General features: G+C 71.6%; 13 protein-coding genes. 10 read left to right on the top strand and 3 right to left on the bottom strand.

From position 1 onward, the window contains the following. The first annotated feature begins 91 nt into the window (after positions 1 to 91). Genes ACWFR1_RS07045 through ACWFR1_RS07035 form a run of 3 tightly spaced genes read left to right on the top strand, consistent with a single transcriptional unit; the run spans position 92 to position 3,389 of the window. On the top strand, positions 92 to 1,504 hold the full coding sequence (locus tag ACWFR1_RS07045; RefSeq protein WP_453547395.1) for a DUF6421 family protein: 1,413 nt from the start codon (positions 92 to 94) through the stop codon (positions 1,502 to 1,504). Continuing rightward, positions 1,501 to 2,310, top strand: coding sequence for an SDR family NAD(P)-dependent oxidoreductase (locus ACWFR1_RS07040; RefSeq protein WP_453547392.1), 810 nt, complete (start codon positions 1,501 to 1,503; stop codon positions 2,308 to 2,310). Before ACWFR1_RS07045 ends, ACWFR1_RS07040 begins: the two co-directional genes overlap by 4 nt. Then, complete coding sequence (locus ACWFR1_RS07035) at positions 2,307 to 3,389, top strand: threonine aldolase family protein (protein ID WP_453547608.1); 1,083 nt, start codon at positions 2,307 to 2,309, stop codon at positions 3,387 to 3,389. The genes ACWFR1_RS07040 and ACWFR1_RS07035 overlap by 4 nt, the downstream gene beginning before the upstream one ends. A gap of 71 nt (positions 3,390 to 3,460) precedes the next feature. On the opposite strand, the gene ACWFR1_RS07030 is transcribed toward ACWFR1_RS07035, so the two are convergent. After that, a complete protein-coding gene (locus ACWFR1_RS07030) occupies positions 3,461 to 3,541 on the bottom strand; it encodes a hypothetical protein (RefSeq protein ID WP_453547606.1) in 81 nt (26 codons plus the stop codon). Between ACWFR1_RS07030 and ACWFR1_RS07025 the strand changes: the two genes are divergently transcribed. Beyond that, positions 3,515 to 4,075 carry a transglutaminase-like domain-containing protein gene (locus tag ACWFR1_RS07025; RefSeq protein WP_453547389.1) on the top strand — a complete coding sequence of 187 codons (561 nt, stop codon included), beginning with the start codon at positions 3,515 to 3,517 and terminating at the stop codon, positions 4,073 to 4,075. The two genes, ACWFR1_RS07030 and ACWFR1_RS07025, sit on opposite strands and share 27 nt — an antisense overlap. Positions 4,076 to 4,117: 42 nt before the next feature. Here ACWFR1_RS07025 and ACWFR1_RS07020 read toward each other — a convergent pair whose 3' ends face one another. Further along, entirely contained in the window at positions 4,118 to 4,840 is a 723-nt protein-coding gene (locus ACWFR1_RS07020) for a lysophospholipid acyltransferase family protein (RefSeq protein ID WP_453547387.1), read from the bottom strand. A 249-nt stretch (positions 4,841 to 5,089) separates the two neighbouring features. Between ACWFR1_RS07020 and ACWFR1_RS07015 the strand changes: the two genes are divergently transcribed. From ACWFR1_RS07015 to ACWFR1_RS06990, 6 genes are all read left to right on the top strand, one after another. Then, positions 5,090 to 5,416, top strand: coding sequence for a TlpA family protein disulfide reductase (locus tag ACWFR1_RS07015; RefSeq protein ID WP_453547385.1), 327 nt, complete (start codon positions 5,090 to 5,092; stop codon positions 5,414 to 5,416). A 197-nt stretch (positions 5,417 to 5,613) separates the two neighbouring features. Further along, positions 5,614 to 6,138: a flavin reductase family protein gene (locus ACWFR1_RS07010; protein WP_453547382.1), complete on the top strand. Its 525-nt coding sequence runs from the start codon at positions 5,614 to 5,616 to the stop codon at positions 6,136 to 6,138. Between the two features lie 199 nt (positions 6,139 to 6,337). After that, the gene (locus ACWFR1_RS07005; RefSeq protein ID WP_453547380.1) at positions 6,338 to 7,123 is read left to right on the top strand and encodes an electron transfer flavoprotein subunit beta/FixA family protein; all 786 of its coding nucleotides are present in this window, start codon (positions 6,338 to 6,340) and stop codon (positions 7,121 to 7,123) included. A 135-nt stretch (positions 7,124 to 7,258) separates the two neighbouring features. Further along, entirely contained in the window at positions 7,259 to 8,233 is a 975-nt protein-coding gene (locus ACWFR1_RS07000) for an electron transfer flavoprotein subunit alpha/FixB family protein (RefSeq protein ID WP_453547377.1), read from the top strand. A 153-nt stretch (positions 8,234 to 8,386) separates the two neighbouring features. Further along, positions 8,387 to 9,676 carry a DUF6986 family protein gene (locus ACWFR1_RS06995; protein WP_453547375.1) on the top strand — a complete coding sequence of 430 codons (1,290 nt, stop codon included), beginning with the start codon at positions 8,387 to 8,389 and terminating at the stop codon, positions 9,674 to 9,676. A gap of 207 nt (positions 9,677 to 9,883) precedes the next feature. Beyond that, complete coding sequence (locus tag ACWFR1_RS06990) at positions 9,884 to 11,815, top strand: serine/threonine-protein kinase (protein WP_453547603.1); 1,932 nt, start codon at positions 9,884 to 9,886, stop codon at positions 11,813 to 11,815. An 83-nt stretch (positions 11,816 to 11,898) separates the two neighbouring features. Here ACWFR1_RS06990 and ACWFR1_RS06985 read toward each other — a convergent pair whose 3' ends face one another. Continuing rightward, positions 11,899 to 12,933 (bottom strand): LacI family DNA-binding transcriptional regulator, encoded by a 1,035-nt coding sequence (locus ACWFR1_RS06985; RefSeq protein ID WP_453547372.1) that lies wholly within the window; start codon positions 12,931 to 12,933, stop codon positions 11,899 to 11,901. Between the last annotated feature and the right edge of the window lie 193 nt (positions 12,934 to 13,126).

The raw sequence follows: 13,126 nt of genomic DNA, 5'->3' as shown, positions 1-13,126 counted from the left end.
GCACAGGATAATTTCTCTTGCTCCCCTTGTGTCGAGGAACCGTGGATGGTTACGGTGTCTTGACGGAAGGTTCTCCTGTGGAGGAAGAGGCATGACGGAAATTCTTGTGCAGGACGCGACCGGTGGGGCGATAGCCGCCGACGTCCGGGTCATCGACCACCCGGCTTGGGCCGAGCTCAAGAGTGCCGTGGAGGAGATCCGTGTCTGGCAGAGCGCCGACGGCTCCATCGACTTCGACCCGGAGAACGCGGACGCGCCCGCCCGCGCCCTCGTCGAGCTGACCCTCGACCGGGTCGCCGCCGCGGTCGAGCAGCTCTCCCCGCTCGTCCCGCACGACGGCGCCTACCACCTCGCGCTCGTCTCCGACCTGCGCAAGTGGGCCGAGAGCGGCTTCACGGTCCCGGACTTCCTGGACTCGCTGCTGGCCTTCCAGCCGGCAGCCGACCGCGTCGACGGGCTCCAGCACCTCGTGCTCTTCCCGATGTACACGCAGAACGGCAACCTGGACCGCAACCTCGAAGCCGTCGTGCTCCGCATGGTGTGGCCGGAGTGGCTCGCCGAGCTGGAAGCCACCCGCTACGACAACCCGCTCTTCTGCGGCATCACCTTCGAGGACTTCACCGCCGGGTACGACACCCACTCGGCCGTCCTCTTCCCGGAGACCATCGCCGTCCGCGAGGCCCCCGAGCGCTTCAGCTGGGGCGGCATCTTCTGCGACCGCGAGGCCGCCCGCTTCCGCAAGGTCACCGAGGCCGCCGTCGACACCCTGGGCATCGACCTGCCCGCGGACATCGCGGCGATGATCGACGACCAGACCCGCTGCGAGCAGGCGTTCGTGCTCTGGGACATGGTCCACGACCGCACGCACAGCCACGGCGACCTGCCCTTCGACCCCTTCATGATCAAGCAGCGCCAGCCGTTCTGGATGTACGGCCTGGAGGAGCTCCGCTGCGACCTCACCGCCTTCAAGGAGGCCGTGAAGCTGGAGGCCGAGGGCAACGCGCACGGCCGTGACGTGCAGTACGCGGTCCTCTTCGACCGGATGTTCCGCTTCCCGCTCTCCGGCGACCGCAACCGCAACTACGACGGTCTCGGCGGCCAGCTCCTCTTCGCGTACCTCCACAAGAACGACGTGGTGCGCTGGACGGACAACACCCTCAAGATCGACTGGCAGCGGGCCCCCGAGGTCACCAACCAGCTCTGCGCCGAGATCGAGAAGCTCTACCGCGACGGCATCGACCGCCCGAAGCTGGTCCACTGGTTCAAGGCGTACGAGCTCGTCTCCACCTACCTCGCCCCGCACCCGGGATCGACCTGGGCCAAGGGTCCTGACGCCCTGGACCTCTCCCTCCCGCCGCGCAAGCTCGTCGACGACGTGCTTCCGGACGAGTTTCCGCTCAGCATGTTCTTTGAGGCCCTCGGCAAGAAGCTGAAGGGCGTGATCGCCGACACCAAGGGGATCACCGCCGCCGACGTCCCGCGCACCGAGCGGGCCGCCGCATGAGCGACCTCACCGACGGCACGGAGACCATGGAGGAGGCGTCGCCCATGAACGCCAACGGAAACGGCGGGCCGCTCGACGGCGCCGTCATCGCGGTCGCCGGCGCGGCCGGCCCCGCGGGCCGCGCGACCCTGATGCGCCTCGCCGAGGCGGGCGCGACCGTCGTCGGCTCCGACGCCGATCCGGCGCGCCTCGCGGAGGCCGTCGACGCCGCCCGCTACGCCCACGGCGGCGCCCGGGTCATCGGCGACACCGTCGACCTGCTCGACCTGGACGCCACCCGCGACTGGGCCGCGAAGACCGAGAAGGAGTTCGGCCGGATCGACGGCCTGGTCCACCTCGTCGGCGGCTGGCGCGGCAGCGCCTCCTTCACGGAGACCGACCTCAAGGACTGGGACTTCCTGGAGAAGCTCCTCATCCGCACCGTCCAGCACACCTCGCTCGCCTTCCACGACGGGCTGCTGCGTGCCGGCGGACGCGGCCGGTACGCGCTGATCAGCCAGGTCGGCGCCCACAAGCCCCTCGCCAACAACGCCGCGTACAACGCGGGCAAGGCGGCCGCGGAGGCCTGGACCCTCGCCATGGCGGACTCGTTCCGCAAGCTGGGGGGCGACGACGGCCCGCAGGCGGCGGCTGCCATCCTGGTGATCAAGGCATTGGTGCACGACGCGATGCGCGCCGAACGCCCCAACGCGAAGTTCGCGGGCTTCACCGACGTCAAGGATCTGGCCGACGAGATCGCCGGACTGTGGGACAAGCCCGCCCAGGAAGTGAATGGACAGCGTCTGTGGCTGACCCCCAAGCCGTGACACCGGCCTCCGGCCCACGGACCGACGCGCGTCGTCACCACGACCCGTCGGTCCGGGGCTTCGCCAGCGACAACTACGCCGGCGCCCACCCCGAGGTCCTCGCGGCCCTCGCCCTCGCCAACGAAGGCCACCAGGTCGCCTACGGCGAGGACCAGTACACCGAGCACCTCCAGCGCATCATGCACAGCCACTTCGGCTCCAGTGCCGAGGCCTTCCCGGTCTTCAACGGCACCGGCGCCAACGTGACCGCGCTCCAGGCGCTCACCGACCGCTGGGGCGCCGTCGTCTGCGCCGAGTCCGCGCACATCAACGTGGACGAGGGCGGGGCGCCCGAGCGGATGGGCGGCCTCAAGCTGCTCACCGTGCCGACCCCGGACGGCAAGCTCACCCCCGAGCTGATCGACCGGCAGGCCTGGGGCTGGGAGGACGAGCACCGGGCGATGCCGCAGGTCGTCTCGATCACCCAGAACACCGAGCTGGGCACGGTCTACACGGTCGAGGAGATCCGCGCGATCGTCGAGCACTCCCATGCCAAGGGCATGAAGGTGCACCTCGACGGCGCCCGGATAGCCAACGCCGCCGCCTCGCTGGACGTGCCGATGCGCGCGTTCACCAACGCGGTCGGCGTGGACGTGATCTCGTACGGCGGTACGAAGAACGGCATGCTCTTCGGCGAGGCCGTCGTCGTCCTCAACCCGGACGCCGTCAGCCACATGAAGCACCTGCGCAAGATGTCCATGCAGCTCGCCTCGAAGATGCGCTTCGTGTCGGTGCAGCTGGAGGCGCTCCTCGCCAAGGACCTGTGGCTGCGCAACGCCCGCCACGGCAACGCGATGGCCCAGCGCCTCGCGGCGGGTGTGCGCGCGGTCGACGGGGTGGAGATCCTCTACCCCGTGCAGGCCAACGCGGTCTTCGCGCGCCTCCCGCACGAGGTGACCAGGCGGCTGCAGGAACGCTTCCGCTTCTACTTCTGGGACGAGGCCGCCGGCGATGTCCGCTGGATGTGCGCCTTCGACACCACGGAGGACGACGTGGACGCCTTCCTCCAGGCGCTGAAGGAAGAGATGGCCCGCCAGTAACGTCCCCTCGGCTGGCAATGCATGAATATGCGGCCGGACGGAAAGTCATTGACTTCCGTCCGGCCGTTTCCTTACGCTCTCACCGCATGGAACTCGTGCAGCAACACCCCGACGTATCGTCCTATTTGGCGGTCGGCGAGACCGTCGACCATGACCACCCGCTGGTCAGGGAGGTGGCCGATCGTCTCTCCGGCGATCACGTCGACGCATACTCATACGCCGAGGCGGCCTACGCGTACGTCCGCGACACCATTCCGCACTCCCAGGACTCGGGCGATCTCCGCGTCACCTGGCGCGCCTCCGACGTCCTTGAGCAGGGCACCGGCATCTGTTACGCCAAGTCCCTCGCGTACGCCGCTCTGCTGCGCGCCCGCGGCATCCCCGCGGCCCTCTGCTATCAGCGGCTCGCGGACGACGACGGCTCGAACCCGGTGATCCACGGCCTCGTGGCCGTGCTGCTGCCCGGGGAGCGGGAATGGGCCCGGCAGGACGTGCGGGGCAACAAACCGGGCGTCGACGCCCGGTTCTCGGTGGGGGAGGAGCGCCTCGCCTGGACCGTACGGCCAGGGCTCGGCGAGATGGACTACCCGGAGCTGTACGCCGAACCCCACCCGGCCGTCCTGGGCGCGCTGAAGGCGGCCCCTGACCGGCCGCACCTCTGGAGGACGCTCCCTACGGAGCTGTGACCGGCCCGCGGGCCGGACCGGCGGCCTCCGCTGCCGGCTGCCTCAGCCCGCTTCCTTGACCTGGGCCGGCGTCGGAGCCGTACCGCCGAGGTGCGCGGGCACCCACCACGTGTCGTTGGCGTCCTTCGGGCGGACCGGGTAGGCGCGCTGCGCGGCCTCCAGGAGCTCCTGGACGCGCCCGCGCAGCCGCCGCGTGATGGCGCCCGCGTACTGGTCGGCGGGGGCCTCGACGGGCTCGCCGACGCGGATCGTCACCGGGATGTGGCTCCGCTTGAAGTTCCGGGGACGGCCCTTCGTCCACACCCGCTGGGTGCCCCAGAGCGCCATCGGGATCAGCGGGACGCCCGCCTCCTGCGCCAGCCGCGCCGCACCCGTCTTGAAGCTCTTGAGGGTGAAGGACTGGGAGATGGTCGCCTCGGGGAAGACGCCGATGATCTCGCCGGCCCGCAGCGACTCGAGCGCGTGCTGGTAGGCGTGCTCGCCCTGCGAGCGGTCGACGGGGATGTGCTTCATGCCGCGCATGAGCGGCCCCGAGACCTTGTGCTTGAAGACGGAGTCCTTCGCCATGAAGCGCACCAGACGCTTCTGCGGGAGGGCCGCGAGGCCGGTGAAGATGAAGTCCAGATAGCTGATGTGGTTGCTCACGAGCACCGCCCCGCCCGTACGCGGGATGTTCTCGGAACCCTGCGTGTCGATCTTCAGGTCGAGCGCCTTGAACAGCGTGAGCGCGGCACCGACGACCGGTCGATAGACGAGTTCTGCCATCGGAGAGGAACCTCTTCTTCGTGTGCCCGGAGCGGTTCTCCTGGCGAAGTTACGCGGCCGTAGGTTTTCGGCTTTGGGCAGATCGTGCCCCATGCGGGGCGCCGTGACCAGTCCAGGCGGCTTCGTACAGGGAGATTCTCGTCACCCTTGGTGGCCATGGCGGGAATCGTTCGGTCTCGTGCGACGCTGCTGGTGGGTGAGAAGTGGCCTACGTGGCCTACGTGGCGTACGGGAAAGAAGGAGACAGGGATGTCGGCGGAGACCGCGGCGGAGATCCTGGGGTCGGAGACGCTCGGCGTCGCGCTGGGGGAGCGGGCCACCCTCGTGCAGTTCTCGACCGCCTTCTGCCAGCCCTGCCGTGCCACCCGCCGCACCCTCGCCGAGGTGGCAGCCATGGTGCCGGGCGTCGCGCACGTGGAGATCGACGCCGAGGAACGGCTCGACCTCGTACGGGAACTGGGCATCGTGCGCACTCCCACCGTCCTCGTCCTCGACGGCGCGGGCCGGGTCGTCCGACGGGCGGCCGGGCAGCCCCGCAGGGCGGACGTCATCGCCGCGCTGGGGCGGGCCGTCTGACGCGGTGACGCTTCTCCCACATCCCGGTACCCACTTGACTGCAACCGCCAACGATCGTCACTCTGACGGAGTGCCCCCAGAACTCCTTCTCTACGGCCGGGCCCACGTGGACCTGGCCCGCAACGCGAGCGCGCGCTGTCCGGGTGTCTGACCACCCCAGGACTCCCCTCATGACGCCCTCGCAGAAGGATAATTCCATGACGGTTTCGCCCGAGCTCCGCGCCGTTCCCACGATCGGCGCACCCCGGCAGGCCTCTCCCGATCTGCTCCGCTCCGTCTTCCGCCGGCACGCGGCCGGTGTCGCGGTGATCACCGCGCACGGCGAGCGCCCCGTCGGCTTCACCGCGACCTCGCTCAACTCCGTCGCCGCCGAACCCCCGCTGATCTCCTTCGGTGTGGGCACCACCTCCTCCAGCTGGCCCGTGGTGGCCGAGGCCGAGCACATCGGTGTGCACATACTCGGCGAGCACCAGCAGGAACTGGCCGCCACCTTCGCCCGCAGCGGCGCCGACCGCTTCGGCGAGGACACCCGGTGGAGCGTGGGACCCGAGGGCGTGCCCGTACTCGGCGGCGTCCTCGCCTGGCTGGTCTGCCGCGTCGTCGCCCGGGTGCCGGCGGGTGACCACCGGATCGTGATCGCGCAGGCCGTCGCGGGGGACCCGGACGGGGTCGGCCGGCCGCTCCTGTACCACCACGGGCGCTTCAACGGCCTGCGCGACTGAGAGTTCCCGTACGCGCCCCTCTCCGCGCGTTGTCAAGGTCACATGGCTGAGCGCTTGCTTACTGGTAACGGACTGGGTGTACTGACGAGTAATATTTCGGTCGGTGCGTCCGGCGCCCCGACCGGAAACCCGCCCTTCAGGCGCCTATGCTGCGAGCAACAAGGCAGCCAAGTTATGACGATGCAGTAGGAGAGCCGGCGTGAGCTTGAGGATCGTTGTCTGTGTGAAGTACGTGCCCGACGCGACCGGAGACCGTAAGTTCGCGGACGACCTGACGGTCGACCGCGACGACGTCGACGGCCTGCTGTCGGAGCTCGACGAGTACGCGGTCGAGCAGGCCCTGCAGATCGCCGAAGAGGCGGACGACGCCGAGGTCACCGTGCTGACGGTCGGCCCCGAGGACGCCAAGGACGCGCTGCGCAAGGCGCTGTCCATGGGCGCCGACAAGGCCGTCCACGTCGAGGACGACGACCTGCACGGCAGCGACGTCATGGCGACCTCCCTCGTGCTCGCCAAGGCCATCGAGAAGACCGGCTACGACGTCGTCATCGCCGGTATGGCCTCCACCGACGGCACCATGGGTGTCCTGCCGGCGATCCTGGCGGAGCGCCTGGGCGTCCCGCAGGTCACCCTGCTGTCCGAGGTCAAGATCGAGGACGGCAAGGTCATCGGCCGCCGTGACGGGGACACCGCCTCGGAGCAGCTGGAGGCCTCGCTTCCGGCCGTCGTGTCCGTGACGGACCAGTCGGGCGAGGCGCGCTACCCGTCCTTCAAGGGCATCATGGCCGCCAAGAAGAAGCCGGTGGAGTCCCTGGAGCTCGACGACCTCGACATCGACGCCGACGAGGTCGGCCTCGAGGGCTCCTGGACCCGGGTCGACTCGGCCGCCGAGCGTCCCGCGCGCACGGCCGGCACGATCGTCAAGGACGAGGGCGAGGGCGGCAAGCAGCTCGCCGAGTACCTCGCGAGCCAGAAGTTCATCTAGTCGCCGGAGATCCGGGGGCCGCGCGGCGCAGCCGCACAGGTCACGTCCCCGGGTCGACACGGCAACCGGAAGCTCGCGCGAGCCGTTCCGTCCGCTCAGTCCGCCCCTTTTTCGTTCGCAGGAGATTGAAGTCCCATGGCTGAGATTCTCGTCCTCGTCGACCACGTCGACGGTGCCGTCCGCAAGCCCACCCTGGAGCTGCTGACCCTGGCCCGCCGCCTCGGCGACCCGGTCGCCCTCGCCCTCGGCAACGGCGCCGCCGACACCGCCGCCGCGCTCGCCGAGCACGGCGCCGTGAAGGTCCTCACCGCCGACGCCCCCGAGTTCGCCGAGTACCTCGTCGTCCCGAAGGTGGAGGCCCTGCAGGCCGCGTACGACTCCCTGTCCGCCGCGGGCTCCCTCGCCGCCGTGCTCGTCCCGTCCTCCGCCGAGGGCAAGGAGATCGCGGCCCGCCTCGCGGTCCGCATCGGCTCCGGCATCATCACGGACGCCGTGGACCTGGAGGCCGGTGACGAGGGCCCGGTCGCGACGCAGGCCGCGTTCGCCGCCTCCTTCACCACCAAGTCCCGTGTCTCCAAGGGCACCCCGGTCATCACGGTCAAGCCGAACTCGGCCCCGGTCGAGGCCGCCCCGGCCGCCGGTGTCGTCGAGGCGCTCGCCGTCTCCTTCTCGGAGAAGGCGCACGGCACCAAGGTCGTCTCCCGCACCCCGCGCGAGTCGACCGGCCGCCCCGAGCTGACCGAGGCCGCGATCGTGGTCTCCGGTGGCCGCGGCGTCAACGGCGCCGAGAACTTCGCGATCATCGAGGCGCTCGCCGACTCGCTCGGTGCCGCCGTCGGCGCCTCGCGCGCCGCGGTCGACGCCGGCTGGTACCCGCACTCCAACCAGGTCGGCCAGACCGGCAAGTCGGTCTCGCCGCAGCTGTACATCGCGTCCGGCATCTCCGGCGCGATCCAGCACCGCGCGGGCATGCAGACCTCGAAGACCATCGTCGCCATCAACAAGGACGCCGAGGCCCCGATCTTCGACCTCGTCGACTACGGCGTGGTGGGCGACCTCTTCGACGTCGTCCCGCAGCTGACCGCCGAGGTTCAGGCCCGCAAGGGCTGACCTGCGGTTCTGTACGGCCCGGGGGCCGCGTGGCGATTCGTCGCCGCGCGGCCCCCGGCTGTTTCGGACACCCATTGACGCGGGTCCTGGCCGACTATTAACTTCACTATACGGATTGTTGATTCCGTGCAGCGGAAAACAGGAGGGTGTGGGATGGGTCAGCAGGAGAAGGTGTCGACGAGCCTCGCGGGCGCGGTCAGCGAGGGCATCAGCGCCTCCCTGGCGGCGGTGGACGCAGAGCTCGACCGCCGCTACCCGGGAGACCCCGGCACCCGCCAGCCCGTCCACACGGTCTACGTCCCGGGCAACGTCTTCGACGCCGACACCGTCCGCACCTGGGGCGACCAGGCCCTCGCGGCCCTCGACGAGCACGCCCCGGACGCCGCCTCCTTCGCCGCCGTCCTCGGCCTCGCCGACGACCTCGCCGAGGACGTCTACGGCCGCGTGCGCGCCAAGCTGGAGCGCGAGCCCATCGAGGACCTCCGCGTCGACTTCGAGGACGGTTACGCGGGTCAGGACGAGGACCAGGACGCCGCCCGCGCCGCCCGGCTGATCTCGGAGGCGTACGCGAAGGGTACGGCCGCCCCGTACATGGGCATCCGGATGAAGTGCATGGAGTCCGCCGTACGCGACCGCGGCATCCGCACCACCGACGTCTTCCTCACCGGCCTCCTGGAGAACGGCGGCCTCCCCGACGGCCTCGTCCTCACCCTCCCCAAGGTGACCTACCCCGAGCAGGTCTCCGCCTTCGTGCGCCTCCTGGAGGCCTTCGAGAACGCCCACGGCCTGGACGCCGGCCGCCTCGGCTTCGAGATCCAGATCGAGACCAGCCAGTCCATCCTGGCCGGCGACGGCACCGCCGCCGTCGCCCGGATGATCGGCGCCGCCGAGGGCCGCGCCACCGGCCTGCACTACGGGACCTTCGACTACAGCGCCTGCCTCGGCGTCTCCGCCGCCTACCAGGCCAGCGACCACCCCGCCGCCGACCACGCCAAGGCGATCATGCAGGTCGCCGCCGCCGGCACGGGCGTCCGCGTCTCCGACGGCTCCACGAACGTCCTCCCGGTCGGCTCCACCGAGCACGTCCACGAGGCCTGGCGCCTGCACTACGGCCTGACCCGCCGTGCCCTCGCCCGCGCCTACTACCAGGGCTGGGACATGCACCCCGGCCACATCCCGACCCGTTACGCCGCCGTCTTCGCCTTCTACCGCGAGGGCTTCGAGGCCGCCGCCAAGCGCCTCTCCGCGTACGCCAACCACGCGGGCGGCGACGTCATGGACGAGCCCGCCACCGCGAAGGCGCTCTCCTCGTACCTGCTGCGCGGCATCGACTGCGGCGCGCTCGACACGGCCGAGGTCGACGCCCTCACCGGCATGACCCGCGCCGCGCTCGACCGGTTCGCCGCCCCGCGCCGCGGCGACCTCACCGCTTCGGCCGAGTAGCCGTCCCGGATCGTCCCGGGACCGTCCCGCGCCGTCCCGTCCTGATCGGCGGAGCGGCGTGATCCGGCCAACTGCCCCGTACCCTGTGCGAGTTCGCGCGCGAAGCGCGCATGTGCTCGACAGGGGAACGGGGCAGCGGTGTCAGCGGGGGAGAACGGGTGGCTCGCGGGCCGCTACAGAATCGTGGGACAGCTCGGGCGCGGCGGCATGGGTGTCGTCTGGCGGGCCGTCGACGAGGTGCTCGGGCGCGAGGTCGCCGTCAAGGAACTCCGGGTGTACTCGGACGCCGCCGGGCCCGAACTGGCCGATCTGCGCCTCCGGATGACGCGGGAGGCGCGGGCCGCCGCCCGGGTCCGCCACCCCGGAGTCGTGGCCGTCCACGACGTCACCGAGCACGAGGGCCGGCCCGTCATCGTCATGGAACTCGTCGACGGGCCCTCTCTCGACGACGTCCTGGGGGAGCGCGGCCCCCTGGATCCGGTCGAGGCCGCCCGGATCGGCGCCAGGGTCCTGGAGGCGCTCGCCGCCGCGCACGACGTGGGCGTGCTCCACCGGGACGTCAAGCCCGGCAACATCCTGCTCGACAATCCCCAGGCTCTCGACTCCGCTCGACCAGTGGAGGCCCCATCGGCCCGGGTCGTCCTCACCGACTTCGGCATCGCCACGATGGAGGACCCCGGCGACGGCTCCGCGACGCGCCTCACCCGCAGCGGCGAGATCATCGGCTCCCTCGACTTCCTCGCCCCCGAGCGGGCGCGCGGAGAGAACCCGGGCCCCGCGTCGGACGTGTGGGCGGTCGGCGCGACCCTGTACGCGGCGGTCGAGGGCGCCTCACCCTTCCGCCGTACGTCGACCTGGTCGACCCTCGCGGCCATCGTCACCGAACCCCTCCCGGAACCCCGCCGGGCGGGGCCCCTCACCCCGGTCCTGCTCCGCCTGCTCGACAAGGACCCGAGCTCCCGGCCGGACGCCCGCGAGGCGGCGCTCCTCCTGGGCGCGGTGATGGAGGCCTCGGCGCCGGCGGCTGCCGCGCCGGCGGCTGCCGCGCCGGTGGAGGGCTTCGGCCCGCCAGTGGCGCCTGTGCTGCCTGTGGCACCTGTGGCACCTGTGGCACCTGAGGCACCCGCGATACCGGGGGTGTCTGGGATGTCTGGGGTGTCTCAGGAACCCCTGACGTCGCGTGGCAGCCGGGTGGATGCCGGCCGGCGGGCCCGAGCGGCCGGGTCGGCGGGGCGTCGCAGGAACGCGCTGGTGGCCGCGTCCGTGGCCGCCGTCCTGCTGGCCGGCGGAGGCATCACGTACTCCCTCATGGACCACGGCACCACCCAGCGGGCAGCAGGCGGGAGCCTGGGGGACGGGGACGCCGGCGGCGCTCCGGACGGGGACGCCGGCCGTGTGCTGGATCCCGGTGGCAGCGGCGCGCCGTCCTCCGGCGTGTCCGGTTCCTCCGCCTCGCCCTCCGGCACCGGCCCCGACGGGGCGACCGCTTCCGGCCAGGCGTCCGGCGGGCCCGGCGAGCGCGGCTCCGCCACGGGCGGCACCGGGGGCGACGGATCGGGCGGCGGTTCGGGATCCGGCGAAGGGTCCGGTACGGGAAGTGGTTCGGGATCCGGTTCGGGATCCGCTACGGGGTCGGGCACCGGTTCCGGTGGCGCCGCGGCAGGGGCGGACGGCGGCACCATCGGCGGCAGCGCCGGCCCGGCGTCGGGCGGCGGCTCCGCCGCCGGCGGTGCGACGGCCCCGGGGACCTCGGACGGCGGCACAGCCCCGACGGGCGATTCCGCCGGGGCCTCGGACGGGAGCGGCGCGGGGGCCGGCGGGAGCACGGCCGCACCCACCACCGAGGCCCCGCAGCCGCCCGCCGGCTGCGAGACCGCCGGTTCCTCCGCCACCTGCCAGGTCGTCCGGAGCTCCACGACGACCCGCTACGACGGCGGCGAGATGGGCACGATCGGTGCCGGACCGCATGTCCTGTACTGCCAGGTCGACCTCGACCACAGCGAGTCGTACGGCGGAGTGAGCAGTCGCTGGTTCGCCAGGACCGACGACGACAGCGGCAACACCAACGTCTACCTCAGCGTGCTGAACCTCGCGGGCGGCGCCTCGGGCGGCCCCGTGGAGGGCCTCAGGATCTGCTGAGGGGAGCCGCTGACGGCGTCGTCGGCTGTTCAGTCGACTGCTTGACCGGCCGCCTCGTCGGCCGTCGTGTCCCGTACGGCTTCTCAGGCGGTCGGCGCGACGATCTCCCCCGAGCCGCGGGGGATGAGCGTCGTGCCGAGCACCACCCGCTCCGGCGGACCGCCGGCCCCGTCGAGCCGCCGGAAGAGCCGCTCCGCCGCCGTCCGGCCGAGCGCGGCGGAGTCCTGGGCGACGACCGTGATGCCGAGCAGATCGGCCAGTTCGATGTCGTCGAAGCCGACGAGCGCGATCGGAGGCGTGTGCCCGGCGAGGGTCCGTACCGCCGTCACGGTGACCCGGTTGTTCCCCGCGAACAGCGCCGTCACCGGCTCCGGTGCGGTCAGCATCTCCCGTACGGCCGCGGCCACCCGCTCAGGACCGGTCGACCCGAGCGAGACCCAGTCGTCCAGGACCGGCAGACCCGCCTCCTCCATCGCCGCGCGGTAGCCGCGCAGTCGCTCGGCGCCGGTGTGGATGCGCGGACGGTCACCGATGAAGCCGATCCGCCGGTGTCCGTGGGCGATCAGATGGGCCACGCCGTCGCGCGCCCCGCCGAAGCTGTCGGAGAGGACGGCGTCGACCTCGATCCGCCCCGCCGGCCGGTCGACGAAGACGGTGGCGACGCCCGCCCTGATCTCCGGCTCCAGATAGCGGTGGTCGTCACCGGCGGGGATGACGATGAGACCGTCCACCCGGCGGGCGCAGAGCGCGAGGGCCAACTCCTGCTCCCGGTCCGGGTCCTCGGCGCTCGAACCGTTGATGAGGAGCGCGCCGTGCGCCCGCGCGACCTCCTCGACCGCGCGGCTGAGCGGCCCGTAGAAGGGGTCGGCGAGGTCCTCCAGGACCAGTCCGACGCTGGCGGTCCTGCCCTTGCGCAGGACCCGCGCGCTGTCGTTGCGGCGGAAGCCGAGGGCCTCGATGGCCTCCTGGACGCGGCGCTCGGTGTCCGTGGTGACGCCGGGCTCGCCGTTGACGACGCGGGAGACCGTCTTGAGGCCGACACCCGCGCGGGCGGCGACGTCCTTCATCGTGGGCCGGTTGCCGTAGCGGTGATCGGTGCGGCGGGCGATGTCGGCCACGGTGCGGGGGTCCTCCGTCGTGTCGGCTGCGAATCCCGTCGCCGGTTCCGGTTCCGATTCCGGTCGAGCTGGTGGTTCCGCTTCCGGCATCCGGATCCGATGCCGATCCGGGATCTGGGTCTCAGGTCGAGCATAGAGCCTGGACAACGTTGTCAGACGCCGTGTGACTGGGCAGACTGTACGGATACCCCCC

It is taken from the genome of Streptomyces sp. NPDC055103 (assembly GCF_053607625.1).
This window is presented reverse-complemented; position numbering and strand designations above follow the sequence as displayed.